This is a genomic window from Rhodococcus sp. W8901 (assembly GCF_013348805.1).
Classification (GTDB): Bacteria; Actinomycetota; Actinomycetes; order Mycobacteriales; family Mycobacteriaceae; genus Prescottella.
The window spans coordinates 4,248,988-4,274,781 of record NZ_CP054690.1 but is presented as its reverse complement, the minus strand read 5'-3'; the positions used below and the strand labels follow the sequence as shown (position 1 = coordinate 4,274,781).

Annotated in this window: 22 protein-coding genes; 13 read left to right on the top strand and 9 right to left on the bottom strand. The window is 69.2% G+C overall.

The window, feature by feature from the left end:
- Positions 1-1,398, bottom strand: coding sequence for a PspC domain-containing protein (locus tag HUN07_RS20000; protein ID WP_174912207.1), 1,398 nt, complete (start codon positions 1,396-1,398; stop codon positions 1-3).
- 134 nt (positions 1,399-1,532) lie between these two features.
- On the opposite strand from HUN07_RS20000, the gene HUN07_RS19995 reads away from it, so the two are divergent.
- A complete protein-coding gene (locus HUN07_RS19995) occupies positions 1,533-2,816 on the top strand; it encodes an ATP-binding protein (RefSeq protein WP_254623023.1) in 1,284 nt (427 codons plus the stop codon).
- A 9-nt stretch (positions 2,817-2,825) separates the two neighbouring features.
- Entirely contained in the window at positions 2,826-3,500 is a 675-nt protein-coding gene (locus tag HUN07_RS19990; RefSeq protein ID WP_114718934.1) for a response regulator, read from the top strand.
- A 37-nt stretch (positions 3,501-3,537) separates the two neighbouring features.
- Here the strand turns inward: HUN07_RS19990 and HUN07_RS19985 are convergent, their stop codons facing one another.
- Complete coding sequence (locus HUN07_RS19985; RefSeq protein WP_174914905.1) at positions 3,538-4,710, bottom strand: serine/threonine-protein kinase; 1,173 nt, start codon at positions 4,708-4,710, stop codon at positions 3,538-3,540.
- 227 nt (positions 4,711-4,937) lie between these two features.
- On the opposite strand from HUN07_RS19985, the gene HUN07_RS19980 reads away from it, so the two are divergent.
- The 7 genes from HUN07_RS19980 to HUN07_RS19950 are packed head-to-tail and all read left to right on the top strand — an operon-like array spanning position 4,938 to position 12,255.
- The gene (locus tag HUN07_RS19980) at positions 4,938-5,744 is read left to right on the top strand and encodes a hypothetical protein (protein WP_254622613.1); all 807 of its coding nucleotides are present in this window, start codon (positions 4,938-4,940) and stop codon (positions 5,742-5,744) included.
- Entirely contained in the window at positions 5,741-7,297 is a 1,557-nt protein-coding gene (locus tag HUN07_RS19975; protein ID WP_174912204.1) for a DNA polymerase Y family protein, read from the top strand. The genes HUN07_RS19980 and HUN07_RS19975 overlap by 4 nt, the downstream gene beginning before the upstream one ends.
- Before the next feature lie 47 nt (positions 7,298-7,344).
- Positions 7,345-9,441, top strand: coding sequence for a heavy metal translocating P-type ATPase (locus HUN07_RS19970; RefSeq protein ID WP_174912201.1), 2,097 nt, complete (start codon positions 7,345-7,347; stop codon positions 9,439-9,441).
- A complete protein-coding gene (locus HUN07_RS19965) occupies positions 9,438-10,211 on the top strand; it encodes an alpha/beta fold hydrolase (protein WP_174912198.1) in 774 nt (257 codons plus the stop codon). Before HUN07_RS19970 ends, HUN07_RS19965 begins: the two co-directional genes overlap by 4 nt.
- A gap of 29 nt (positions 10,212-10,240) precedes the next feature.
- Positions 10,241-10,741: a hypothetical protein gene (locus HUN07_RS19960; protein ID WP_441346781.1), complete on the top strand. Its 501-nt coding sequence runs from the start codon at positions 10,241-10,243 to the stop codon at positions 10,739-10,741.
- A gap of 2 nt (positions 10,742-10,743) precedes the next feature.
- A complete protein-coding gene (locus HUN07_RS19955) occupies positions 10,744-11,316 on the top strand; it encodes a YdeI/OmpD-associated family protein (RefSeq protein WP_174912192.1) in 573 nt (190 codons plus the stop codon).
- A 21-nt stretch (positions 11,317-11,337) separates the two neighbouring features.
- Positions 11,338-12,255: a sucrase ferredoxin gene (locus HUN07_RS19950; protein WP_174912189.1), complete on the top strand. Its 918-nt coding sequence runs from the start codon at positions 11,338-11,340 to the stop codon at positions 12,253-12,255.
- Positions 12,256-12,265: 10 nt separating this feature from the next.
- On the opposite strand, the gene HUN07_RS19945 is transcribed toward HUN07_RS19950, so the two are convergent.
- From HUN07_RS19945 to HUN07_RS19935, 3 genes are all read right to left on the bottom strand, one after another.
- Positions 12,266-13,747 carry a flavin-containing monooxygenase gene (locus HUN07_RS19945; RefSeq protein WP_114718946.1) on the bottom strand — a complete coding sequence of 494 codons (1,482 nt, stop codon included), beginning with the start codon at positions 13,745-13,747 and terminating at the stop codon, positions 12,266-12,268.
- A gap of 139 nt (positions 13,748-13,886) precedes the next feature.
- Positions 13,887-15,887 carry an SDR family oxidoreductase gene (locus HUN07_RS19940; protein WP_174912186.1) on the bottom strand — a complete coding sequence of 667 codons (2,001 nt, stop codon included), beginning with the start codon at positions 15,885-15,887 and terminating at the stop codon, positions 13,887-13,889.
- A 124-nt stretch (positions 15,888-16,011) separates the two neighbouring features.
- A complete protein-coding gene (locus HUN07_RS19935; protein WP_174912184.1) occupies positions 16,012-17,175 on the bottom strand; it encodes a steroid 3-ketoacyl-CoA thiolase in 1,164 nt (387 codons plus the stop codon).
- Positions 17,176-17,476: 301 nt separating this feature from the next.
- Here HUN07_RS19935 and HUN07_RS19930 point away from each other — a divergent pair, with 301 nt between their 5' ends.
- From HUN07_RS19930 to HUN07_RS19915, 4 genes are all read left to right on the top strand, one after another.
- Positions 17,477-17,842 (top strand): ArsR/SmtB family transcription factor, encoded by a 366-nt coding sequence (locus HUN07_RS19930; protein ID WP_114724219.1) that lies wholly within the window; start codon positions 17,477-17,479, stop codon positions 17,840-17,842.
- 153 nt (positions 17,843-17,995) lie between these two features.
- A complete protein-coding gene (locus HUN07_RS19925) occupies positions 17,996-19,882 on the top strand; it encodes a phosphoenolpyruvate carboxykinase (GTP) (protein WP_174912181.1) in 1,887 nt (628 codons plus the stop codon).
- Between the two features lie 156 nt (positions 19,883-20,038).
- Positions 20,039-21,763, top strand: coding sequence for a SulP family inorganic anion transporter (locus HUN07_RS19920; RefSeq protein ID WP_174912178.1), 1,725 nt, complete (start codon positions 20,039-20,041; stop codon positions 21,761-21,763).
- Positions 21,764-21,765: 2 nt separating this feature from the next.
- Entirely contained in the window at positions 21,766-22,173 is a 408-nt protein-coding gene (locus tag HUN07_RS19915; RefSeq protein WP_174912175.1) for a DUF5313 family protein, read from the top strand.
- A 23-nt stretch (positions 22,174-22,196) separates the two neighbouring features.
- On the opposite strand, the gene HUN07_RS19910 is transcribed toward HUN07_RS19915, so the two are convergent.
- The 4 genes from HUN07_RS19910 to HUN07_RS19895 are packed head-to-tail and all read right to left on the bottom strand — an operon-like array spanning position 22,197 to position 25,793.
- Positions 22,197-23,090, bottom strand: coding sequence for a carbohydrate ABC transporter permease (locus HUN07_RS19910; RefSeq protein ID WP_114724223.1), 894 nt, complete (start codon positions 23,088-23,090; stop codon positions 22,197-22,199).
- A gap of 9 nt (positions 23,091-23,099) precedes the next feature.
- Positions 23,100-24,065, bottom strand: a complete 966-nt coding sequence (locus HUN07_RS19905; protein ID WP_174912172.1) for a carbohydrate ABC transporter permease — start codon at positions 24,063-24,065, stop codon at positions 23,100-23,102.
- Between the two features lie 30 nt (positions 24,066-24,095).
- Positions 24,096-24,995 (bottom strand): phosphodiesterase, encoded by a 900-nt coding sequence (locus HUN07_RS19900; RefSeq protein ID WP_114724225.1) that lies wholly within the window; start codon positions 24,993-24,995, stop codon positions 24,096-24,098.
- Positions 24,996-25,028: 33 nt separating this feature from the next.
- A complete protein-coding gene (locus HUN07_RS19895) occupies positions 25,029-25,793 on the bottom strand; it encodes a tyrosine-protein phosphatase (RefSeq protein ID WP_174912169.1) in 765 nt (254 codons plus the stop codon).
- Position 25,794 lies beyond the last annotated feature (1 nt).

Below are 25,794 nucleotides of genomic sequence, written 5' to 3'. Positions count from 1 at the left end.
TCAGCCACGGTAGACCCTCACTTCTCCGAACTTGTTGTCGACCTTCAGGTCCAGGACCGGGCCGCTGGTGCCGTCGGCGCCACCGTCGACGAATCCGTCTCCGATGCAGTCGGTGGTACCGCCGACGACGGAGCAATCGGTGCGGACGTTCATGTTCTCGGGCACGATCACGGTGTAGTTACCGAACGTGCCGTCGAGGCGCATCTCCCGGTTCTCGGTGAGATCGAGCTGGCGTAGGTCGACGGTGAAGTCGCCGGCCGTGCCCTCGTAGACCGCAGTGAGTTCGCCCATCGATCGCGGGGTCCAGGTGTGTTGGCCGACCTTCGACCCGTCCCAGTTCAGTGGTCCGATGATCGACGAGAGGATCACGAACCCGGCGAGCGGGAATCCGACGACGAGCAGTCCGTAGCCGCGCCGCAGAAAGGCTCCGACCAGCAGTCCGGCGCCGATCACGGCGAGGGCGATGCCGCCGATCCGGGCGGGCGTCAACCATTCCGCGCCGGTCGCGGCCCACACGCCGGTCGCGGCGGCGGCGGCCAGGACCGCGAGGCCGAGGACGACGGACGTGAATCGGCTGCGGGGCTTGCGTGGCAGCTCCGCGGGCAGCTCCGGTGCGCGGGCCGGCTCGGGCAGGTCCCACGCGAACGGCGCCACGCCGAGCGGGTCCCAGGCCGGGGGAGTCGGCTCGGGTGATGTCGTAGCCACCGGATCCGTCGGGACGGTCGGCCGATCCGGAGCGGCCCCGGACTCGGACTCGGACGCGGGCTCCGACTCGGGCTCGTAGTGGTCGGGCAGTCGCGTGTACGGCGTGTACGCGCTGTACCCGGTGTACGGCTGGCCGGGGTACGCGGCCGTCGGCGCCGTCTGGAACGGCGTCACCGGGAACCCGGCGACGGTCTGCGGCACCCCCGCCGGCAGCGCCGGCGGAATCGGCCGGCGCTGGTACAGCAGCCACAGGCCGCCGAGCATGAGCGCGAAGCTGATCAGTCCCGACCCGCCCATCCCGACACCGATCGGGCCGAGCGTGCTCGCGGCGATCGCGAGCGCCACCAGCAACACCACGGTCTTGGTGCCGGATTGCGAACTCTGGCCGCGTCCGAGCAGTGACTCGGCGGGCGAGACCTGGTCGCCGGGCTTGCTGAGCAGCAGCCAGCATGCGAGATACAACACGATGCCGGCGCCGCCGAAGATCGTCGAGACGACGAACGCGACCCGCACGAGGACGGGGTCGATGCCGTAGCGGTGGCCGATGCCCGCCGCGACGCCGGCGATGTGGCCGTGCGCCGGTAGCCGGATCGGGCGGGTCCGCCACAGGTCGTGAAGCTGATCGGAGAAGCTCCCGGTGGTCCCTTCAGTGCTCATGCAACCATCGTCGCGATCGGCGACTCGCCGCACCATCGGGAACTACCCTGATCTTTCCCTGAACCCGGGTCGGAGCGTCCACGGATATCAGGGTCGGACCCTGATGCCGGACCGCGGGAATCCGTGCCAGGATCGGGACTGTGCAACCTCTGGTCGACCCCAACCAGGTCGTGAACACGGCTCTGGATCCCGTGCGGGACGAAACCCTCCACCCCAGGCTCGAGCGTCGAGTCGGGGGCCGCATCGTGGGCGGTGTCGCCGGCGGCCTCGCCGATCATCTCGGCGTCGACGTCTTCAAGGTGCGGGTCGCATTCACACTGCTGGCCGCGCTCGCCGGTGCGGGCATCGTCGCGTACGGGCTGCTGTGGATCTTCACGCCGCCCGGCACCGACACCGAGAAACCCAGCGCCGCCGAGCGTCGTCGCGCGCTGGGCCTGGCCGTGATCGGACTCGCGATCAGTGCGGGTCTGGCCTGGATGATCAACGGTACGGCGGCGTCGGTGATCACGCCGTTCGTCGTCGTCGCGGTCGGTGCCGCGCTGGTGTGGCGGGAGTTCGACACCGACGGTTCGCGTTCGGTGCTGGGCCTGCCGCACCGCCCGACGGTGCTCACCTGGGCCCGCGTCCTGGGCGGTGTGACGCTGATCGTGACCGGCCTCGGCGTGGTGATTCTCGCGCAGGTGGACATCGATGCGCTGCGGTCGTCGCTGCTCGCCGTCGTCGTGACACTGGTCGGTGCCGGTCTGCTCACGGTGCCGCTGTGGCTGCGGCTGTGGCGGGCGCTGGGCGAGGAGCGTGCGGCCCGCATCCGCAACGAGGAGCGCGAGGAGATTGCCTCGCACCTGCACGACTCGGTGCTGCAGACGCTCGCGTTGATCCAGAAGCAGGCAGAGTCGCCGCAGGAGGTGACCCGGCTGGCGCGCGGGCAGGAGCGGGAGCTGCGACGGTGGCTGTTCGGTGGCGGCGAGACCGCGCACACGAGCCTGTCGGAGGCACTGCAGACCATCGCCGGTGAGGTGGAGGACCAGCACGGGGTGACGGTGCGTCCGGTCACCGTCGGCGACGTCGAACTCGCTGCCGACGGCAAGGAGGGGCCCGGGCTGTCGCGGGAGTGCTTCACCGCGCTGCTCGGCGCCACGCGGGAGTCGCTCGTCAACGCCGCCAAGCACGCGGGGGTCTCGAGCATCGATCTGTACGCGGAGACCGAACGCGACCAGGTCAGCATCTTCGTCCGCGACCGCGGCGTGGGCTTCGACCCCGACACGGTGCCGGAGGACCGGCAGGGGCTGGCCAAGTCGATCCGTGCCCGGATCGAGCGGCGCGGCGGTCGGGTGGAGGTTCGCTCGACGGTGGGCAAGGGCACCGAGGTGCGGATCCACATGCCGCGCCCGGTCTCGCCGGACAGTGAAGACATCGCCCCGGACGTCGCGAGCGAAGCCGAACCGATGTCCTAGGGTGGGGCCGTGACTTTCTCGGCCTCCTCTGCACCCAGCCCCGACAAGTTCCGGGTATTCCTCGTCGACGACCACGCGGTGTTCCGGGCCGGGGTGCGTGCCGAACTCGGTCGGGAGTCCGACATGGAGGTCGTCGGTGAGGCCGGTGGCGTCGCCGAGGCCGTGGCCGGCATCAACGCGCTGCGTCCCCAGGTGGTGTTACTCGACGTGCACATGCCCGACGGGGGCGGCGTCGCGGTGCTGAACGGAATCGACTCGGGCCCGGTCTGTCTGGCGCTGAGTGTGTCCGACGCCGCCGAGGACGTGATCGCGGTGATCCGGGCCGGCGCCCGCGGGTATGTGACGAAGACGATCTCGGGTGCCGAACTGGCGGACGGTGTCCGCCGCGTGGCCGGAGGCGACGCGGTGTTCAGCCCGAGGCTCGCGGGTTTCGTGCTGGACTCGTTCACCGGACGTTCGAATGTTCCGGAGCCTCCTCTGGATCCGGAACTGGACTCGCTCACCCCGCGTGAACTCGAGGTGCTGCGCCTGCTCGCCCGCGGGTACACCTACCGTGAGATCGCCGAGGAGTTGGTCATCTCGGTGAAGACCGTGGAGACCCACGCGTCGAACGTGCTGCGAAAGACGCAGCAGTCCAATCGAAATGCGCTCACCCGGTGGGCGCACCGGCGCCGCATCGACTGAGCCGTCGCGACTGAGAAGTCGTTACCGGGACGCTGTCTCAGAGAACCAGCGCGACGATCAGCACCACGACGAACGCGAGCACGATGATGCCGACCATGACGGCCATCGCGAGCGGCGCGGCCGCGACGATCTTGCCGCGCGTGTCGGTCGGGGCCTGCGGGCCGGTGAGACCGTCGGTGAGCTGACGGAGCCACGCCCGCCCCGCGGGACGCGGAACCGCACCCAACGGTGTGTTCGATTGCGCGGCAGGAAGATCCGTCGCAGTGGTCGAGGCCATGCGGCGGCGCGGGATCGGTGCCGGGGCCGACCGGTAGGCCCAGTTGGGGACCGTGCCGTCGGCCGCCTTCACCGGTGCGCCGATCAGCGTGTCGGCGGCGGCCGCCCCGGTCCCGGCGTCGGATCCGAGTGCGACGGCGGCGAGGGCGTCGCGGGCCTGCGCCATCGTGGGGCGGCGGGCCGGGTCGGGCTCGAGTAGGTGCAGCAGCGTGTCGGTGAGCGGACCGCTGAGGCTCGGTCGGTAGATCTCGGCCTTCGCGACCCGGTGCAGCAGCGCGATGGGATCGGTGTCGAGGCCGAACGGGGGTTGGCCCTCGACGACGGTGTACAGCGTCGCGCCGAGCGAGAAGACGTCGCTGGCCTCGGTGGGGTCGTCGCCGCGGGCGACCTCGGGGGCGAAGTAGGCGGGCGTTCCGGTGATGACCCCCGGCTTGCCGCTGGGCGCGTCACCCTTCGCGCGGGCGATCCCGAAGTCGCTGATCTTGACGATGCCGAGGGCCTCGCCGCGGTCGGCGACGAGGATGTTGCCCGGCTTGATGTCGCGGTGCAGGATGCCGGCCGCGTGCGCCTCCGTGAGCGCGGCCGCGATCTGCGCACCGATCTGCGCGACCTCGAGGGGCGGCAGGGTGTCCGCGAGATTCATGGCCTCGGCGAGGCTGCGCGACGGCAGGTACTCCATGACGAGCCACGGCTCGCCGGATTCGACCGCGACGTCGTACATCGCGATCGCGTGCTCGTGGGACAGCTGCGCGGCGTTGCGGCCCTCGCGTAGGGCCCGCTGGCGGACAGTGCGGGCCGCCGCCTCGTCCATGCCGATGGTGGAGGTGACCTGTTTCACGGCGACCTCGCGGTCGAGCAGCGTGTCGTGCGCGAGCCACACCGCGCCCATGCCGCCGCCGCCGAGCTTGGAGCGCAGCCGGTATCTGCCCGCCATCAGGTAGTCCGGCCCGATGACCGCCCGGCTTCGTCGGCCTGCTCGGGTGGGTTCCTGATCAGTCACGTATTCGAGGTTAGTGGATCGGCGGGGTTCGTCTTGACGTGCTGACGCGCAGGAGCTTTACTGGAACTGATTCGAAAACATGTTCGAATAGACTGTGTGCCGCGTCTTCCCCGTGCGCGCCGAACATCGGAAGAACCAGAAGTGTGCCCCGGGGAGCAGATATGACCGAACCAGCCCAGCTGCCTGTATCCCCGCCTTCCGTCTCCGCCGAGTTGTCGGGGGTGTCGGAGTTATCGGGGTTGTCGGGGTTGTCGGGCCTGACGCGTCAGCAGCGCCTGGAATACCTGCGTCGGCGGATCGCGGCGGTGCCGGCGAAGGGCGAATCGAGTGTCGTCGACGCGGCAGTGCGTCCGCGGCGGGTACTGCCGGTGCCCGGGCCGCTGGCCGCGCTCCTGCCGCAGGGCGGACTGGCGCGCGGTTCCGTGGTCTCCGTTTCCGGTGCGTCGTCGCTGCTCCTGGGGCTGCTGGCGTCGGTGACGGCGGCGGGTGGGCACGTCGCGGTGATCGGTCGTCCGCAGCTCGGGCTGCTCGCCGCCACCGAGATGGGCGCTCAGTTGCGGCGGATGGCGTTCGTGCCGGATCCGGGGCCGGACCCGGTGGAGGTGGCGGCGGTTCTGCTCGACGGCATGGACCTGGTGGTTCTGGGGTTGGGTGGGATGTCGGTGCCGCCGTCGCGGGCCCGGGCCGTGGTGGCTCGCGCGCGCAGCAAGCAGTCCACGTTGGTGGTCACCGACGGGCACTGGGGCGGGGCGGAGGTCCGGCTGGACGCGCAGGTGCGCGGCTACGACGGGGTGGGGCGCGGCGCGGACGTCGGACGTGGCCGGGTGTGTTCGGTCCGGTTGGCGGTGCGGGCGCAGGGGCGGGCCTTCCGGCCGCGGACCACGTGCCTGGATGTGCGTTCGATGCAGGGGCGCGTCGAGTGGGTGCCGGAGGCGGTCGCGCTCACGCCGGACGTGGTGGCGCTGTGAGCTCGCGGGTGCTGGCGGTGTGGTGCCCGGACTGGCCCGCGGTGGCCGCGGCCGCGGCGGCGGATCTGCCGGCCACCCGGCCGGTGGCGGTGTTGCTGGCCAATCGGGTGATCGCGTGCTCGGCGCCGGCCCGGGCGGACGGGGTGCGTCGTGGGCTGCGGCGTCGGGAGGCGCAGGCGCGTTGTCCGGAACTGCATGTGGCGCAGGCCGATCCGGAGCGTGACGCGCGGCTGTTCGAGCCCGTCGCTGCCGCCGTGGACGAGGCCGCGCCCGGGGTGGAGGTGCTGCGCCCCGGTCTGCTGGTGTTGACGGCTCGCGGCGCGAGCCGGTACTTCGGCTCGGAGGAGGCCGCGGCCGAACGGTTGGTGGACGTGGTGGCGGCGGCCGGTGCGGAGTGTCAGATCGGCATCGCTGACGAACTGTCCACCGCGGTGATCGCGGCGCGCCACGCGGCGCTGGTGCCGGCCGGGGCGGGGGCGCGGTTTCTGGCCCCGCTGCCGATCGCCGAGATCGCGGCCGAACCCAGCCTCGCGGCAGCGGACCGGGCCGACCTGGTCGATCTGCTGCGCCGACTCGGGCTGCGCTCCGTCGGATCCTTCGCGGCGCTGTCCGGGGTGGATGTGGCGTCGCGGTTCGGCGCCGACGCCGTCCACGCGCACCGGACTGCCCGCGGCGAACCGGAACGCCCACCGTCGGCGCGGGCGCTGCCCCCCGACCTGGAGGTGGAGCAGCAGTGTGATCCGCCGATCGACCGGATCGACGCCGCGGCCTTCGCGGGCCGGGCCATGGCCGAGCGGCTGCACGCGAAACTGTCGGGCGCCGCGGTCGTGTGTACGCGACTACAGGTGTCGGCGACCACCGGCAACGGTGAGCACCTGACCCGGACGTGGCGGTGCGCCGAACCGCTGACGCCGGAGGGCACCGCGGACCGGGTGCGTTGGCAGTTGGACGGTTGGCTCACCGGCCGCAGTGGGTCCCGGCCCACCGCGGGGATCAGCGTCCTGCGTCTCGAACCGGTGGAGGTGGTGGCTGCCGGGGCCCTGCAACTGGGGCTCTGGGGTGGTGTCGGAGAGGGGGACGAACGAGCCCGCCGGGCCCTGATCCGCGTGCAGGGTCTGCTCGGCGGCGAATCGGTGCGGGTGGGTGTGCTCAGTGGCGGTCGGGGGCCGGCGGAACGAATCACGTTGGTGCCGTTGGGAGACGAGCTGGTACCGGAATCCGACCCCACCGCGCCGTGGCCGGGACGACTCCCCGAACCGGCGCCGGCGACGGTGCTGCCGAACATCCCGACGGTGTCGCTCGAGGACCGCGCGGGTGGTGCGGTGCAGGTCACCGAGCGGGGGGAGTTCAGCGCCGTTCCCGCACGGCTGCGGTGGGGGAGCCGGGACTGGGAGGTGCAGGGGTGGGCGGGACCGTGGCCGGTGGACGAACGCTGGTGGGACGTCTCGGCGGCGCGGGCGGCCGCGCGCGCGCAGGTGCTGCTCGCCGAGTCGCGGGCGTTGCTTCTGATCTGCGAGGGAGGAAGGTGGGGTGTGGAGGGCATCTACGAGTAGCCGATTCACCCTTGCCCTATACCCATGGGGGTATACCTTCGGTGGGTATGAACCCAAGTGGAGAAGCAGTTCACGAACACCACGCGGCGGATACTTCCGGTCACGAGGGTTCGGAACACGCGCATCATTCAGGTCACGCCGGTCACGGCGGGCACTCCGGTCACGGTGATCACGTCGCCCAGTTCCGCACGCTCTTCTGGATCATGCTGATTCTGTCCGTCCCCGTCGTCGGGGCGAACATGATGTTCGCGGATCTGGTCGGCTACACGTTGCCGGACAACCCTGCGGTGGAATGGATTTCGCCGCTGCTCGGCACTGTCATGTTCGTGTGGGGCGGCCGCCCCTTCCTGACCGGCGCGGTGAGCGAACTCCGTGCCCGGCAGCCCGGGATGATGCTGCTGATCGCGCTCGCGATCACCGTCGCATTCGTCTCGTCGTGGGGGTCGAGCCTCGGCATCCTGGGCCACGACCTGGACTTCTGGTGGGAACTGGCCCTCCTCATCGTGATCATGCTGCTCGGGCACTGGATCGAGATGCGGTCGCTGGGGCAGGCCTCGAGTGCGTTGGATTCGCTCGCCGCCCTGCTGCCCGACGAGGCCGAGCGCATCGGCGACGACGGCGCTGTCACCACGGTCTCGACCGCCGATCTCGTGGCCGGCGATGTCGTGATGGTGCGCCCCGGCGGCCGCATCCCCGCCGACGGCCGGATCGTCGAGGGCGCCGGTGACCTGGACGAATCCATGATCACCGGCGAGTCCCGCACGGTGCGCCGCGGGCTGGGCGACACGGTCGTCGCGGGCACGGTGTCGACGGATTCCGCGCTGCGGATCGAGATCACCGCGGTCGGCGACGACACCGTGCTCGCCGGCATCCAGCGTCTGGTCGCCGAGGCACAGAACTCGTCGTCGCGGGCGCAGGTCCTCGCCGATCGGGCCGCGGCCATGCTGTTCTGGTTCGCGCTGGGCGCCGCGGTGGTCACGCTGGCGGTGTGGTCGATCTTCGGTACCCCCGACGAGGCCATCACCCGGACCATCACGGTCCTGGTCATCGCGTGCCCGCACGCCCTCGGTCTGGCGATTCCGCTGGTGGTGTCGATCGCGACCGAGCGCGCGGCCCGTGCCGGTGTGCTGATCACCGACCGGCGTGCGCTCGAGGCCATGCGCACCGTCGACACCGTGCTGTTCGACAAGACCGGCACCCTCACCAAGGGCGAACCGGCGCTGGTCGCGGCCACCGCGGTCGCCGGACGGGACGACGGCACCGTCATCGCGCTCGCGGCCGCGGTGGAGCGCGACAGCGAGCATCCGCTGGGCCGCGCGATCGTCGCGGCCGCCGAGCATCGCGGGTTGCACGTCCCGCAGGCCACCGAGTTTCAGGCCCGCAACGGCGTCGGCGTCACGGCTACCGTCGACGGCGCGAGCGTCAGCGTCGGCGGGCCCGGCATGCTCCACAGCCACCGTGCGTCCGCCCTGCCCGAGACGGAGGAGTGGGCGTCGCACGGCTCGACGGTGCTGCACGTGCTCCGCGACGGTCGGGTGATCGGTGCGGTCGCGCTGGCCGACGAGATCCGGCCCGAGTCTCGCGACGCGATCGAGGCGCTGCATGCCCGCGGGGTACGCGTCGTGATGCTCACCGGCGATGCGGAGGCGGTCGCGCGGGCCGTGGGCGACGACCTCGGCGTGCTGCCGCAGGACAAGGGCGCCAAGGTCAAGGAGTTGCAGGCCGCGGGGCGCAGGGTCGCGATGGTGGGCGACGGCGTCAACGATGCGCCCGCGCTCGCGCAGGCCGACGTCGGCATCGCGATCGGTGCCGGCACCGACGTCGCGATCGCGTCGGCCGGGGTGGTGCTGGTCAGCGACGATCCCCGTGCGGTGGTGTCGGTGATCGAACTGTCCCACGCGACGTACCGGAAGATGGTGCAGAACCTGGCGTGGGCGGCGGGCTACAACGTGATCTCGGTGCCGCTCGCGGCCGGTGTCCTCGCGCCGGTCGGGTTCGTGCTGCCGATGGAGGTGGGCGCGATCCTGATGTCGGCGTCCACCGTCGTCGTCGCGGCGAACGCACAGTTGCTGCGCCGGTTGAAGCTCGAACCGCAACGGCTGACCCGCTCGGTTCCGGAACGGGAGCACGATTACGCTCGATGATCGTGGAGATGACCGAGACGACAGTCACCCGGAGTGGCCACACGATCGCCTACCGCGACAGTGGTGCCACAGGATCTGCTGTGGCACATCCTGTTCCGGTGATCCTGGTGCACGGGATGGGCGGCGACAGTCGCACGTGGGACCGGTTCGCGCGGGCCGTCGCCGGTCGTGGGCGGCGGGTGCTGGCGGTGGACCTGCGCGGTCACGGCCGCAGCGCGCACGCCGAGTCGTACCTGTTCGGGGAGTTCGGCGACGACATTCTCGGCCTGTGCGAGGACCTCGGCTTCGGCAGCGTGGACCTGGTGGGGCACTCGCTCGGCGGGCACGCCGTCTCGCTGGTCGCGCAGCAGCGTCCGGACCTGGTCCGTCGCCTCGTGCTCGAGGAAGCACCGTTGCCGTTGCGCCCCGGCGATCCGATCCCGAACTTCGGCGGCAGGCTGCCGTCGTTGGTGGAACTGTGGCACGCCGCCTCCAGCATGTTGCGCAGCCCGCGGGCGGTGTGGGCGTTCGACCGGTCGATGACGGCGTCGGCGCTCACCCAGTTCCACGAGCCCAATCCGTCGTGGTGGCAACGGCTCCCGGACATCGAGGCGCGGACGCTGATCCTGCGCGGTGGCCCCACCGGCATGGTGGATCCGGTGCTGCTCGACGCCGCGGTCACCGCGATCCGCGACTGCGAGGTGGTGTCGTTCACGAGCGGGCACAGCATCCATCGCGACCGGTACCGGGACTTCGAGGCCGCGGTCCTGCCGTTCCTGATGGCGCACTGACGTCGGTCCCGCGTGGCAGTATGCGGGACATGGCATTCCTTCGTGCAGATCGGAAGCTCATCGCGTGGTCGGTGGCGTATGTCGTGTCGCAGGCCAACATCGCGCGCCTGCTCGGCCCGGTCGGGGTGAAGCTGCTGAAGACGCAGACGGCGCCGTCGGCGCGGGCGTACCGGGCGGTGCTGGACGGCATGGACGCGGGCGAGATCGCGCGCTACCGCAGCCACTTCTACCCGGACTTCGTGCACCCCGTCATCTACGCCACCGCGCTGCGGGTGGGGGCCCGGCGGCTCGACGAGCTGACGCCGCTGTCCCCGGCGACGAAGCGGATGCTGCTCGCGGCTCCCGTCGCCGCGGCCGCGGGCGACTACGTCGAGAACGTCGCCGGGCTCTACCTGCTCGATCACCGGGACCGCATCAGCGACACCACCGTGCGGGCCGCCACCGCGGTCAGCACCACCAAGTGGGTCCTCGGGCTCGGCGCCTTCGCGTATCTGGCGCAGGGTTTCGTGCGGGTCTGGGCGAGGCGCTGATCGTGGCGGCCGAACTGCCCGTCGAGTACTTCGCCGACCAGGCCGAGTTCCGAGAGTGGCTGCGCGCCAACGTGTCGTCGCCCGGTGTGCTCGTGAAGATCGCCCGCAAGGATTCTCGGCACACGTCCGTGACGTACGCCGAGGCGGTCGAGGTTGCGCTGTGCTTCGGCTGGATCGACAGTCAGGCCCGCAGGCTCGACGAGGACTTCCGGGTGCAGCGGTTCACGCCGCGCACCGCCCGCAGCCCCTGGTCCGAGCGCAACAGGGATGCCGTGGAGGCGTTGATCGAGCGCGGCCTGGTGGAACCGGAGGGGCTGGCGGCGGTGGAGGCGGCCAAGGCCGACGGCCGGTGGGACCGGGCGTACGCGGGGCCGAAGACGGCACAGGTGCCGCAGGACCTGCTCGACGCCCTCGCCGCGAACCCGGCCGCGGAGGCGTTCTTCGCGACCCTCGACAGTCGCAACCGATTCGCGGCGCTGTACCGAATCCAGGACGCGAAGCGTCCCGAGACGCGGGCCCGGCGGATCGCCACCTTCGTCGAACAGTTCGCCGAGGGCCGCAGGTTCTACGAGTGAGCGCCGGTACACAATGGCGGGGTGAGTGAATCGGTACCGCAGGCCGGCCCCAACACGTGCTCCGTGCTGTCGGCGGACGAACCGCTGCCGGGCACCGCGGCTCAGGTCGCGGGCTGGGTGTGCATCGAGTACCCGGGCGCGTGGGGCCGCGACGTCCTCGACGGCACCGCGCTGGGCGCGGAACTGGCCGGTGAGCTGGCGGACCGCGCCGACGCGGCGGGGGTGCGCATCATGTTCATCCGCCGTCCCGGACGCAGCGAGGTGGCGCGCGGCGGTCGCACGGTGCTGTTGGCGAACTCGCACCCGGACCACTCGTGGTGCGAGCGCCTCGAAATCGGAGATGTCTCCGACCTGCTCGACGTCGATCTGATGCAGGTTCGTGGCCGCGCACCCGGGCTGGGGGAGCGGGTGCCCGGGCCGGTGGTGCTGGTGTGCGCGCACGGCAAAAGGGATCAGTGCTGCGCGGTGCTCGGACGTCCGGTGGCGGCGGCGCTCACCGCGGAGTTCGGCGACGCCGTGTGGGAGTGCTCGCACACCGGTGGCCACCGGTTCGCGCCGTCGTTGATCCTGCTGCCCAGCGGCAACACGTACGGGCGGCTGGGCCCGGACGACAGCGCGCGGGCCGTCCAGGCCGCCGCGGACGGTCGGGTGTACCTGCCGGGACTGCGGGGACGGAGCATCTGGAGCCCGCGCGGCCAGGTCGCCGAGGTGACGGTGCGACAGGACGTGCCGGCCCGTACTGACGAGCTGGTGGTCGACGAACGGACCGCCGATCCGGTGGTGGCACACCGCGACGGTCGACGGTGGCGAGTCTCACTCGAGCAGCGGGAGCTCGCGGCCCGCCCCGCGAGCTGCGGCGCCGAGGCCAAGCTCGTGCGGCCGGTGGTGGCGGTGAGCATGCAGGAACTCCCCGCCGAGGTGCCGGCGGGGAGTTCCTAGCGACGTCGGCTCAGCCGGACAGTTCGGTCGAGCGTTCGGTCCGCGGCGGGTGCGCCCGCGTGATCCGAGGTCCGATGGGCGTCACGTTCCGCGGCGCGGGTGAATCCTGCTTCGCCGAATCGCCCGTGCCGAAATCGTTGTTCAGGAACGATTCCGCGGAATCGTCGAGAATGTTCAGCCACTCGTCGTGCAACGGCGGGGCAATCGTGCCGGTCAGCGTCGACACGTAGCTGCAATTCCGGTAGCCCATGATGTCGGCCTTCTTGTCCTTCTTCCACTGCTTGAAAAGCTCGCCCTGCTTTTCGACGTGGAATTCGGGGTAGTCGGTCCGATCCACCAGATCGCGAATGTAAGCGGCCTGGAAATCGATTTCCTCGACGGCAGTCGAAAGTTCTTCCTCGCGGGCCCGCCATTCCTGGATATCCCGTTCCCGCGTCTCGGTGTCTGGCAATTCGATCCGGCCGAGAATGACGTCGCGCGCAAACCAGGCCTGCGCATCGAACATGTTGAACGTGAAGTACTGGTCCTGCATGCCGAGGAAGAACAGACGCGAGTTCTCCTGCGAGACGACGCCCTTGTACATGCCGGTCGGGTACAGGCGGTTGTTCGTGCGCAACGCCAGCTCGTCGGGCAGGAACGGGAAGTGGTGCTGGTAGCCGGTGCACAGGACGATCGCGTCGACCTCGCGGGTGCTGCCGTCCTGGAAACGTGCGGTGTGGCCGTCGATCCCGGTCAGCACGGGCACCTCGGAGAAGCCCTCGGGCCAGTCGTGGCCCATGGGCGCCGAGCGGTAGCTGAAGGTGACCTCGGCGGCGCCGTACTTGAAGCACTGCGTCCCGATGTCCTCGGCCGAGTAACTGCTGCCGATCAGCAGAAGCCGTTTACCTGTGAATTCTCGGGCGTCACGGAAGTCGTGAGCATGCAGCACGCGGCCCGGGAAGTCGTCGAGGCCCTCGAAGTGCGGAACATTCGGAGTGGAGAAATGTCCGGTTCCGACCACGACATAGTCGAAGAGTTCGGTCTCGAGCGAGCCGGACTTGTGGTCGGCGACGGTCACCGCGAACTTTCCGGTGTCACCCTCGCTCTCGGGTTCGACGTACTCCACCCAGCGGACGGCGGTGTCGAAGCGGATGTACTTGCGCACGTCGCTCTGATCGACCCGGCCCATGATGTAGTCGTGTACGACGGCACGCGGCGGGTACGACGGAATCGGTCGGCCGAAATGTTCCTCGAAAGAATAGTCGGCGAACTCCAGGCATTCCTTCGGTCCGTTCGACCAGAGGAAGCGGTACATGCTTCCGTGCACTGGTTCGCCGTTTTGGTCGAGCCCGGTGCGCCACGTGTAGTTCCACATGCCGCCCAGATCGCTCTGCTTTTCGTAACAAACAATTTCGGGCATCGACCCAAGACCTGATTTACGTGCCGACTCGAATGCCCTCAACTGTGCGAGGCCGCTCGGACCGGCTCCCAAAATCGCGATCCTTGGCGTCAAAGTCTTCTCCCTATTTTCGTTGGTCCCCTATCTTGCTTAGCACAGCGAAAGACGGTTTGGCGAACTCGGCGGCTCGTTCGGAATCGAAATTCTGTGCGATCTTCGGGGCGAAATAGGGCGGTTCACCAGCGCATATGCGTCACCAGTGCACGCCCGGAACCAGTCGGGTGAGACGACGGGCGAAGCGGGCCGCCGACGCTGTCGGACCGGTCGGTCGGCGGGCGTCCCGCGGGGCCTCGAGGAGGGGTTCCGGCCGGGGTGCGGGGCCGGCCTCGCCGCGGGCGGCCGGGGAGTCCGGGAAGGCGTGATACATCCGAGATAGTGCGAGGTCCTTCATTCGCGGCGCGAAGATGGCACCGAACTCGGCCAGGGTTCCGATGGGGACGTCGATGCGCTTGGGGCGTTCGATCAGGGCGCGGACCACCATCGCCGCAGCCTTCTCGGCACTCACCGCGCGGCCGGCGTTGTACTGCCCGGTCGGCGCGATCATCGGGGTTTCCACGAGCGGCATGTGGATCGTGGTGAACGTGATCCCGTCCGACAGGGTCTCGGCCGCGGCCACGTCGGCGAAGGCGTCGAGCGCGGACTTGCTCGCGACGTAGGCCGCGAACCGCGGCGTCCGGGCCTGGACGCCGGCGGTGCTGATGTCGACGATGTGGCCGAAGCGTCGCTCGCGCATGTGCGGTAGCAGCGCGAGGACCATGCGGACAGCCCCGAAGTAGTTGACGGCCATGGTGCGCTCGAAGTCGTGCAGGCGGTCGGTCGAGCGGTAGAGGCCTCGGCGGATGGACCGACCCGCATTGTTCACGAGCATGTCCACGTGATCGTGTTCGGTGAGGATCGACTTGACGGTACGGTCGACCGCCTCGGTGTCGGTGAGGTCGCACGGGTACCCGAACGCGGACCCGCCGGCCTCGCGGATCTGCGACACCACGGCGTCCAGTTCGTCGGCGCGACGAGCGAGAAGCAGCACGGTCGCGCCCTTCGCGGCGGTGGCGATCGCGGCGGCCCGTCCGATGCCGGAGGAGGCGCCGGTGATGACGACGTGACGGTTCACGAGCGGACCGGCCGGATCGTCGCGGCGGGCCCGGTCGGGGTCGAGGTGCTCACGCCAGTACGACCACAGCCTCGCCGCGTACGACGGGAACGGGGGTACTGCGATTCCGCTGTCCTGCAGGGCTTCCCGGGTCTGCTCGGTGGTGAACCGGGTCGGCAGGGTGAGGTGGTCGAGCAGCACCGGCGGGATGCCCATGCGCCGCAGCACGAGGTTGCGGGTGGGCCGTATCCGATCCGGAGGGTTCAGCAGGGGTGCGGCCAGTGAACCGGGTAGATCGGCTACCGGTGTCGGCGCGTGGGCGGCCTCGGCGAGCGCGGCGTAGATCTGCCGGATCGGTTGCGACTCGGGAGAGACGAGGTGGAAGGCGCGGCCGTCGAGGCCGGGTCGGAGCATGAGTTCGACGATCGCGGCCGCGACGAAGTCCACCGGAACCACGTTGGTGTATCCGAGTCTCGGGACCGCGACGGGAAGGATGGACGGAAGCTTCGCGAGTGCGGCGAGGGCGGGGAAGAAGTAGTACGGCCCGTCGATCTTGTCCATTTCGCCGGTGACCGAGCTGCCCACCACGGCCGCCGGCCGGTAGATGCGCCACGGCACCGTCGACGTCCGCACCAGCCGCTCGGCCTCGAACTTGGTGCGGTGGTACGGCGTCGGGAATCCCTGGCCCAGATCGAAGTCGCTCTCGGTGAACCGTCCGCGGTGATCACCGGCCACCGCGATCGACGAGACATGGTGCAGCGTCGCGCCGATCCGGGCGGTCAGCTCGATCACCGATCGGGTGCCGTCGATGTTCGTCGACGCCTGCTCGTCCCCGGCGGTGAGGTCGTAGATCGCGCCGAGATGCAGCACGTGATCGGCGTCCGGAGGTGGGGCGTCGAGTCCCAGCCCGGGCTCGGTGAGGTCCCCGACCAGCGCGTGGACGCGCTCGCCGCCCGGCCAGGAGTGCGACATCCGTTCGAGCTTCGACACCGACCCGGGGCGGACCAGGACGTGGATCTCGGCGGCAGGATCGCGCTCGAGCAGCCGTTCGATCGTGTGTCTGCCGAGGAACCCGGTGCCGCCCGTGACGATGTACGTGGCCATACCCGGAACTTACTCCGAAGTAAGGAGTGGTGCCAGGGTAATCGGGGCGGCTTTCGGTGGCCGGAACGGTGGCGGCCACGGCGACTAGCGGCGGCCTCGCCGGTTCATCGACGCGGCCGCACGACTAGATCCGCTCGATGATGGTGCCCGTCGCGAGTGCGCCGCCCGCGCACATCGTGATCAGTGCGGTCGAGCCGTCGCGGCGCTCGAGTTCGTGCAGCGCGGTGGTGATCAGGCGAGAACCGGTGCTGCCCACGGGATGTCCGAGCGCGAGCGCGCCGCCGTTGACGTTGACCTTGTCCATGTCGGGGCCGTGGACCTGGGCCCAGGACAGGGCGACCGACGCGAACGCCTCGTTGACCTCGAACAGGTCCAGATCGCCGATCTTCATGCCGGCCTTCTCGAGCACCCGCGCGGTGGCCTGCACGGGGCCGTCGAGGTGGTACTCGGGCTCGGCGCCGACGAGGGCCTGGGTGACGATGCGGGCACGGGGCTTGAGGCCGAGCGCGCGGGCGCGGTCCTCGTCCATGAGCATGACCGCGGCGGCGCCGTCGGAGATCTGCGACGACGTGCCGGCGGTGTGGATGCCGCCTTCGAGGACCGGCTCGAGCTTCGCGAGCGACTCCGCGGTGGTGTCGCGCAGGCCCTGGTCGCGGCTGACGACGTTCATCTCGGACGTCGGCTGCTTGTCCTCGCCGATGACCGGTGCGGTCACCGGGACGATCTCGCGGTCGAAGCGACCCTCGGCCCACGCCTGCTTCGCGAGCGCCTGCGAGCGGACACCGAGGGCCTCGATGTCGTCACGGGTCAGGCCACGGCGCTTCGCGATGCGTTCGGCGGCGTCGAACTGGTTGGGCATGTCGATGTCCCACGACGCGGGACGGCGCGGCCCGGCCTCGGTGCCGACGTTGGCGCCCAACGGAACCTGGCTCATCGCCTCGACGCCGCACGCGACGCCGATGTCGATGGCGCCGGTCGCGATGAGACCCGCGATGAGGTGGTTGGCCTGCTGCGCGGAACCGCACTGGCAGTCGATGGTGGTGGCGCCGGTCTGCCACGGCAGGCCCGCGGCGAGCCACGCGGTGCGGGTGACGTTGTTGGACTGCGCGCCGGCCTGCGTGACGCAGCCGCCGATGACCTGTTCGACCAGTACCGGATCGATCCCCGCGCGATCGACGATTCCCTTTTGTGCGGCACCGAGGATCTCGGTCGCGTGCAGGCCCGACAACCAGCCACCGCGCTTCCCGATCGGTGTGCGAACTGCCTCGACGATTACTGGTGTGCCCATGGCGAAGAACCTCCGTGTGTCTACCTACTAGAACGTGTTCTTCATATCAGCGGCACATCAAAAAGTCGATATGGCAAGAGGATTCGGGAGATATCCAGGGCCGGATTGGAACAGCAGGGGACGACCTGTGGTGGTGGCCGACGGGTGGCGACAGATGAGGCATGGCAAATTGCTAAGATTCGCAAGTAGTGCATTAATGTGTAGCATAGTTTGCGGACGGCGGGTCTGCCGTGCTGTCCGGGCAGGGTGTGCACCTCTCGGTGGAGAGTTGCTGATTTCAATGGGCACGACAGGAGGTGACATGGTCGCGAACTCGCACCAGCCGCTGTATCGGATGAAGGCTGATTTCTTCAAGACCCTCGGGCATCCAGCCCGGATCAGGGTTCTCGAGTTGTTGAGTGAGCGCGAGCATGCCGTTTCCGAAATGCTGCCCGAGGTTGGAATCGAGCCGGCGAACCTGTCCCAGCAGCTATCGATCCTCCGGCGGGCAGGATTGGTCACGGCCCGGCGGGAGGGGCTGTCGGTGTCGTATGCGCTGACCTCACCCCGAGTTGCCGAACTGTTGAAGACCGCGCGAGAGATCCTCACCGGTGTGGTCGCCGGCCAGGCCGAGCTTCTCGAGGAGGCCCCCCAGGTGTCGGTGCTGTCAGGCGAGTCGCGGGGCTGAGTTGATGTCTTCTTCGGGCGGTCCACCGCTACTCACTAGTTGCGAACTTTCTAAACTTCTTATCTTCTGTGATTCGATATCGATCGTGGTGAACACGCAGCCGGCCTCGTCGTCGGGTGGTCGGTTCACGAGCCCTGGACGAGGAGAGACGTCATGACGAGTACCCCTGCCGGATCGGCATGCACTGCAACCGGACACCCGGAGATCGTCTCGTGGGTGGCCGATGTCGCCGCACTCACCGAACCGGAGAACGTGGTGTGGTGCGACGGTTCCGCCGCCGAATGGGACCGTTTGACCGCGCTACTGGTCGACAAGGGCACCTTCGTTCGACTCGAGGGCAAACCCAATTCGTTCTGGTGTGCCTCGGACCCGGCGGATGTCGCGCGGGTGGAGGACCGCACGTTCATTTGCTCGGCATCGCAGTCCGATGCCGGGCCGACCAACAACTGGATGGACCCCGTCGACATGAAGACGGTGATGACCGAGCAGTACCGCGGGGCCATGGCCGGGCGCACGATGTACGTCATCGCCTTTTGTATGGGTCCGCTGGACGCCGCTGAGCCGAAGTTCGGTGTTCAGGTCACCGACTCCGAATACGTCGCCGTGTCGATGCAGATCATGACCCGATCCGGTGCGCCGGTGTGGGACAAGCTCACCGCCGGAACAGAATTCGTCAAATGCCTGCATTCGGTCGGGGCCCCTCTGCGCCCCGGCCAGGCAGACGCGACGTGGCCGTGCGATCACACCAAGTACATCTCGCACTTCCCCGAGGAACGCATGATCTGGAGTTACGGCTCCGGCTACGGCGGCAACGCACTGCTCGGGAAGAAGTGCTATTCGCTGCGGATCGCGTCGAAGATGGCCAAGGACGAGGGCTGGCTGGCCGAGCACATGCTCATCCTCAAGCTCACCTCTCCCTCGCACGAGGTCCGCTACATCGCGGCGGCGTTCCCGTCCTCGTGCGGCAAGACGAACCTCGCGATGCTCGAGCCCGCCCTCGACGGGTGGACCGCCGAGACCATCGGCGACGACATCGCCTGGATGAGATTCGGGCAGGACGGTCGGCTGTACGCCGTCAACCCGGAGGCCGGGTTCTTCGGTGTCGCACCGGGCACCGGCGCGCACACGAACCCGCACGCGATGGCGACCATCGAGCGAGGCAGTTCGATCTTCACCAACGTCGCGCTCACCGACGACGGCGACATCTGGTGGGAGGGCATGACCGATCAACCGCCCGCACATCTGACGGACTGGCGGCGTCGGGACTGGACCCCGAACTCCGGCGAGCCTGCGGCCCACCCGAACTCCCGGTACTGCACCCCCATCGCGCAGTGCCCGACCGTCGCGCCGGAATGGAACGACCCCGCCGGCGTACCGATCTCGGCGATCTTCTTCGGCGGCCGCCGCGGCACCACCGTTCCCCTGGTCACCGAGGCCTCGAGCTGGCAGCACGGCGTGTTCCTCGCCTCCACCCTGTCGTCGGAGACGACCGCCGCGGCCACCGGCAACGTCGGTGTGGTGCGCCGTGACCCGATGGCGATGCTGCCGTTCCTCGGTTACCACGTCGGTGACTACTTCGCGCACTGGCTCGACATCGGCACCAAGACCGACCCGTCGCTGCTTCCGAGGATCTTCTATGTCAACTGGTTCCGCCGCGGTGACGACGGACGCTTCCTGTGGCCCGGGTTCGGCGAGAACGCCCGGATCCTCGAATGGGCGTTGCGCCGGATCGACGGCGCGGCTGGGGCCGAGGCGACGCCGATCGGGAACGTGCCCGCCGTCGACGACTTGGACCTGAATGGCCTGACGGTCGACAAGGCCGAGGTGGCGGCGGCGCTGAACGTCGATCCCGACGAGTGGATCACCGAGACTCGACTGATCGACGAGTGGTTCGCCACCATCGGCGGCAACACCCTGCCCGACGCGCTTCGCGATGAACTCGCGGCCCTCAAGCTGCGACTGTCCGGCCGGGACCTGCTCGGTGATCCGGTGCCGGTGCGCGACGAGCACTTCAGCCGGGTTCGTCGCGACGAGCGGTGACGCGCCCGCAATCGGGGTAGAACGCCCCGTCCATGACGAGGCGTGGAGTGCGTCACGTCGATCCCCCTGCGCTCCACGCCTCTCGGCCCGACCCGAGCCGAACCGATCTCGACTCGGGTCGGGCCACCCTCAGCCCATCTACCAGGATCACCGTGAATGTCTGAACCTCGTTCCGTTCTTGCCTCGGGCGGCCGCATCGCCGACGCCGCGCGCGCCGCAGTCGTCTTGATGCCGCGCTGGAGCGACTGGAGCCCCGCTGTCCGCGCGCCGGGCGCCGATCTGCTCGCCGGACTCATCGTCGCGCTCGTCGCACTGCCACTCGCGTTGGGATTCGGAATCAGTTCCGGTCTCGGCGCCGCAGCAGGCTTGACGACAGCGGTCGTCGCCGGTGTGGTCGCCGCAGTCTTCGGCGGTTCGCGGTTCCAGGTGTCGGGGCCGACCGGTGCGATGACCGTCGTCCTGGTCCCGATCGTCGCCCAGTACGGGCCGACCGGAGTGCTCGCTGTCGGCTTGATCGCCGGCATCATCCTGGTGCTGCTGGCGTTCGCGGGCGTCGGGCGGGCCGTGCGCTTTGTGCCTGCCCCGGTGATCGAGGGGTTCACCGCGGGCATCGCCGTCGTCATCGCCCTGCAGCAGGTTCCGGCCGCGCTCGGTGTTTCGGGCGCGGAGGGGGAGAAGGTGTGGCAGAGCGCCTTCGACGCTGTTCGCCGCTACCTGGAGAACCCGTCGGTCCTGACTCCAGCGACCGCGCTGTGCGTGGCCGCCGTGATCCTCGTCGGCGGCCGCTACCTGCCCCGAGTGCCGTTCTCGCTTCTGGCGGTCGCTGTCGCCACGATCGTGGCGCAGCTGTTCCACCTCGATCTCGCGCGGATCGGTTCCATCCCTTCCGGATTCGCGGCCCCGTCCCTGGATTTCCTGCATCCCGGTGAGGTGACCTCACTGCTGGCGCCCGCCCTCGCCGTCGCCGCCCTCGGCGCCCTCGAATCGCTGCTGTCCGCGACCGCCGCCGACTCGATGGCGGTGGGAACACGCCACAACCCGGACCGTGAACTGCTCGGTCAGGGCCTGGCGAACATCGCCGCACCCCTCTTCGGCGGAGTGCCCGCCACGGGGGCGATCGCCCGGACCGCGGTCAATGTTCGATCCGGTGCCCGCACGCGCCTGGCCGCGCTCACCCATGCGGCAATCCTCGCCGCCATCGTCTACCTCGCCGCCGGACTGGTCGCCGAGATCCCGTTGGCCGCACTCGCCGGAGTTCTCCTGGCTACCACTGTCCGGATGGTCGAGACCGCGTCCATTCTCGCGATCGTGCGCGCCACCAGGGCCGACACGATCGTCATGGTGGCGACGTTCCTGGTCACCGTCGTGTTCGACCTGGTCGCGGCTGTTGCCGTCGGCGTCGGGTTCGCCGCGATCCTTGCGCTGCGTGCAGTCGCGCGCTCCGCCCGCATCGAACAGGTCCCGCTCGACGAGACCGGCGATCACCTGGCCGAGGAACACGAACTGCTGCGCGAGCACATCGTCGCGTACCGGATCGACGGTGCCCTGTTCTTCGCCGCTGCGCATCGATTCCTGCTCGAACTCGCCGAAGTCTCCGACGTCAAGGTGGTGATCCTGCGAATGTCGCGGATCACCGCCCTCGACGCCACCGGCACCCTCGTACTCCAGGACGTCATCGCGAAGCTCGAGAATCGTCAGATCACCGTCCTGATCGCCGGTGCCAAACCCGAGCATCTGCGCCCCCTGGCCGCGCTCGGCGTGTTCACCACCAGTGACGGCGAGAGCCGCCGACTCTTCGCCACCACCCCCGAAGCGATCGAGCACGCACGCGCAATCGTCTTCGCCGATACCCGCCATCCAACGATTGCCAGCGAGGACTGACGATGACACACAGCACATTTCCGGCGAGGCCGAGTTCGCTGGCGCCCACCGGCGGTCAGCGCCTCGGCTACATCCTGGGCAGGACGCTTCCCGACCACCTGCACGAGTGGGTTGTCCGGGACATCACCGGGCCGGGCGCCACCCGGCGCTACGCGATCCGTTGTCTGGTTCCGCTGGTCCCGATCCTGGTTGCCCTGCTGTTGATCCCCGGACCGTGGATCATCCGAATCGGCATGGTGCTGTTGCTGTTTCTGCCCTTCGTGTACTTCCTGCTGGCGCTGAAGGCGATCTACCTTCGACACCGCCTCGTCAGCCACGGTCTCGACCCGGAACTGCTCAACGCCCACAAACAACAGCGACTCGGCCAGGAACGAGACGCCTACGAATCGCGTTACCGCCACGGAGCTTGACCACCCGAGCTGTCAGGCGCCGGTCACTTCAACCCGGATCGCACGAAGGCGTCCACGACGTGCCGCTGCAGGAACATGTAGATCAGGAAGATCGGTAGACATGCTATGCCGGAGGCGGCCATCACCGCGCCCCAGTTGTTGCCCTCCGCGCCGAGGAAGCTGCGGATACCGATCTGCACCAGGGCATCGGAGTTCCGCAGGATCAGCGACGGCCAGAGGTACTCGTTCCACGCCGAGATGAACAGCATGATGCCCAGGGCCGCGAGTGCCGGTCGCATGTTCGGCACGATCACACGCCAGAGCGACGCCCACGCACCCTGCCCGTCCATCTCGCTCGCGTCGAGCAACTCACGCGGGAATGCCTCCATGTGCTGGCGCAGCAGCATGACGCCGAACGCCGAGCACAGGTTGGGGATCACCACGCCGGCCACGGTGTCGAGCAGGCCCATCTGCGAGATCAACAGGTAGTTCGGGATCATCGTGACCTGGAACGGCACCAGCCAGGATCCGACGAACAGAAGGAACAGCAGGCGCTTGCCGACGAAGTCCCAGCGTGCGAACGCGTACGACGCGAGCAGGGCTACCAGTAGCTGACTGACCGCGACCACGAACGCCATCGCGAAGGTGTTGAGGAGCATCGACAGCATCGGGATGGTGTCGAACACGTACCGGAAGCTCTCGGTACTCAGCGGCCACGGGACCGGGCTGCCGGACAACGTGTCCTCCGGTCGGCGGAACGCGGTGGCGAACATCCAGTACACCGGGAAGACACTGAACACCGCGAGCGCTGCGAGCGCCACGTGACCGAGCGCGACTCGGCGACCGCTCCTGCGCTGTGGTTCGGGCGATCCGGACGGCGCGGTGGGTGCGTTGGTTGCAGTGGGCACTTTGGGCGGGTCGAGGAGGACGAAGGCCATGACTGGTTCCTAGTTGTCGTAGAAGCTCAGGCGCTCGGTCAGCCGCACGAACACGAGCGCGATGACGCCGAAGCCGAGGAAGAACAGGGTGCCCGCGGCGGCCGACATGCCGGCATCGAAGTTGCGGAAACCGAACTCGTACAACAGGTAGTAGATGTTGGTCGAGGAGCCGCTGGGTCCGCCCTGCGTGAGGACGTCGATCACCGGGTAGGTCCACTGCGCGCTGAGCAGGATCGTCATCATCGCCAGGAACAGCAGGGTGGGGGAGAGCAGCGGCAGCGTGATCCGGCGCGTGATCGTCGACGGCGTGGCGCCGTCGAGCGCGGCCGCGTGGCCGTAGTCGGGGCTGATCCCCGCCATTCCCGCAGAGATGACGAGAACGCCGAAGCCGAGCATCTGCCATCCGACGATCACGACCACGCCGATCAGCGCGAGCTTCGGATCACGGAACACGTTGCCGAGGTCGTGACCCATCGTCGCCGAGATGCGGGCGATCATGCCGTTGTCGGGATTGAACAGCCAGCGCCAGATGGCGCTGCTCGCAACGGGAGTCACGAGGAACGGGACGAAGATCAGCGCTTGGTAGAACGTGCGGGCCCGGCCGCTCACCCGGGCGGACAGGAGCGCGATCGCGAGCGGGAGAACCAGGGAGAACACCATGAACGCGCCGATGTAGAGGGCGGTGTTCCACAGTGCCTGGTGCAGTTCGGGGAGCGAGAGCACGGTGACGTAGTTGTCCAGGCCGACCGGCGTCTTCGGGCTGGTCGGGATCATGTTCCATTTGTAGAACGACAGCCCCACCGTCTCGGCGAGCGGCTTGTAGGTCCACATCACGAGCAGGACGACCGCGGGCAGCAGGAACATGTAGGGGATGGCGCGCCGTGCTGCGCGTGACCGCCACCCCGGCCCTGCCTGCACAGGCAGGGCCGGGGTGACGCTCCGCGGCTCAGCGCTCGCCGGAACTTCGACGAACATCGAATACTCGCAATCGGTTTCGGGGTCGGATCAGTGGTTCGACGCGTCGGCCATGACCGCGAGCTGCTCCTCGGGGGACAGCGACTGGTAGTAGCGCAGCTGCTCCATCGTCACCTCGTACAGCGTCGGGCCCTCCTCGACCGGTACGACGGTGTGCAGGATCCGGTCGGAGTACACGTGCACCAGGTTGAACGACTGCCCGCTGTCCTGGCCGCGCATGCCGCCGCCCGCAGGGAACAGGTCCTGGGTGTAGCAGGTGGCCGATGCGACGGACACCGGGATGCCTGCGAAGGTGCAGGTGGTCGAGTAGTGCAGGTGGCCGCCGAGGATGCCGCGGACGTCGGTGCCGCGCAGCACGTCCTCGAGCCGGTGCTGGTCGCGCAGTTCGACGGACTCGAGCAGTTCCAGCGGGCTCGGCACCGGCGGGTGATGCAGCGCCAGCAGCGTGCCGTGCGGGGCAGGAGTCGCGAGAACATCACGGAGCCAATCGATCTGCTCGTCGGTGATCTCGCCGTGATGGTGGCCGGGAACGGTGCTGTCGAGCGCGATGATCCGCAGGCCGTCGATGTCGTGGACCATGTCCACCGACTCCTGTGTGGGCTCGGTGCCGAGCAGGCCCGCGCGGAACTCGGGCCGGCTGTCGTGGTTGCCGATCACCCAGATCACCTGGGCGCCCAGCTTCTCCGCCGCCGGCTCGACCATGTCCCGCAGTCGGGCGTACGCCTGCGGGTTGCCGGCGTCGGCGAGGTCGCCGGTGAACACGATCGCCTCGGGTCGCTGCCCGGCGCGGTCGAGGCGGTCGAACAGGCGGCCCAGGTTGGCGTCGCTGTCGACGCTGCCGTGGAGCAACTCGCCGTCGCCGACGAAGTGGGTGTCGCTGATGTGCAGGACGAAGTGTTCGGTGGCGCCGTACTGTCCGTTCGTGGACATGGTTGTCTTCCTTCGGGTTCGTGAGGGTGGGGGTCAGCCGAGGAGGCAGACGCGCAGATTGTCGAGTTCGGTGTCGGTCATGCCGTGCGCGCGCAGGTAGCCGGGCACGTCGCCGTGGCGCTCGCGCAGTGACGCGAGTGTGGCGAGCATCAGGGGGGCCGGGCTGGAGGCGACGATCTGGGTGATGTCGGTTCCGGCGGGCAGGCCGCGCGCCGCCATCACGGCGGTCATCGCGTCCACCCACTCGCCGGCCAGCATCAGCTCGGACAGGGAGTAGTCGGCGGCGATGTCGCGGTCGTCGACGCCGACGGCCGCCAGGGCCAGGGCGATCACAAGGCCGGTGCGGTCCTTGCCGGCGGTGCAGTGCACCAGGACCGGGTCGCTTCCGGAGTCGGCGATGAGGCGGACGGCGTCGGTCAGGGCGGCGCCGTGGTCGTCGAGCATCCAGGTGTAGATCCCGCCGAGGTCTAGGGTCTCGGCGGTGTAGGTCGCGCCGCGGGTGCCGAGTCCGTCGCGGTAGACGGGCAGGTGCACCTCGCGGTGCCCGACGCCGTCGAGTGCGTTCGGTGCGCTGGTCCGTTCGTCCGTCTCCCGCAGGTCGATGACGAGCGCCAGGCCGCGGCCCGCCAGTTCGGCCCGGCCGTCGGCGTCGATTCCGTGCAGGGCGTCCGAGCGGAAGAGCTTGCCCCACTTGGTCGTCAGGTTCGACACTGTCGGATATCCGCCGACATCGCGGAGGTTGTGCACACCGCGGGCCGGGAGGCGGCGGGACGGGGTGCGGTCGAGGTTGGTCGTCATG

Bases quoted from the DNA above. Each gene is read 5' to 3' on its own strand.
- HUN07_RS20000 (WP_174912207.1), bottom strand. From the start codon at position 1,398: ATGGTGCGGCGAGTCGCCGATCGCGACGATGGTTGCATGAGCACTGAA.
- HUN07_RS19985 (WP_174914905.1), bottom strand. From the start codon at position 4,710: ATGGCGGGCAGATACCGGCTGCGCTCCAAGCTCGGCGGCGGCGGCATG.
- HUN07_RS19980 (WP_254622613.1), top strand. From the start codon at position 4,938: ATGACCGAACCAGCCCAGCTGCCTGTATCCCCGCCTTCCGTCTCCGCC.
- HUN07_RS19970 (WP_174912201.1), top strand. From the start codon at position 7,345: ATGAACCCAAGTGGAGAAGCAGTTCACGAACACCACGCGGCGGATACT.
- HUN07_RS19965 (WP_174912198.1), top strand. From the start codon at position 9,438: ATGATCGTGGAGATGACCGAGACGACAGTCACCCGGAGTGGCCACACG.
- HUN07_RS19960 (WP_441346781.1), top strand. From the start codon at position 10,241: ATGGCATTCCTTCGTGCAGATCGGAAGCTCATCGCGTGGTCGGTGGCG.
- HUN07_RS19940 (WP_174912186.1), bottom strand. From the start codon at position 15,887: ATGGCCACGTACATCGTCACGGGCGGCACCGGGTTCCTCGGCAGACAC.
- HUN07_RS19935 (WP_174912184.1), bottom strand. From the start codon at position 17,175: ATGGGCACACCAGTAATCGTCGAGGCAGTTCGCACACCGATCGGGAAG.
- HUN07_RS19930 (WP_114724219.1), top strand. From the start codon at position 17,477: ATGGTCGCGAACTCGCACCAGCCGCTGTATCGGATGAAGGCTGATTTC.
- HUN07_RS19925 (WP_174912181.1), top strand. From the start codon at position 17,996: ATGACGAGTACCCCTGCCGGATCGGCATGCACTGCAACCGGACACCCG.
- HUN07_RS19920 (WP_174912178.1), top strand. From the start codon at position 20,039: ATGTCTGAACCTCGTTCCGTTCTTGCCTCGGGCGGCCGCATCGCCGAC.
- HUN07_RS19915 (WP_174912175.1), top strand. From the start codon at position 21,766: ATGACACACAGCACATTTCCGGCGAGGCCGAGTTCGCTGGCGCCCACC.
- HUN07_RS19910 (WP_114724223.1), bottom strand. From the start codon at position 23,090: ATGGCCTTCGTCCTCCTCGACCCGCCCAAAGTGCCCACTGCAACCAAC.
- HUN07_RS19905 (WP_174912172.1), bottom strand. From the start codon at position 24,065: ATGTTCGTCGAAGTTCCGGCGAGCGCTGAGCCGCGGAGCGTCACCCCG.
- HUN07_RS19900 (WP_114724225.1), bottom strand. From the start codon at position 24,995: ATGTCCACGAACGGACAGTACGGCGCCACCGAACACTTCGTCCTGCAC.
- HUN07_RS19895 (WP_174912169.1), bottom strand. From the start codon at position 25,793: ATGACGACCAACCTCGACCGCACCCCGTCCCGCCGCCTCCCGGCCCGC.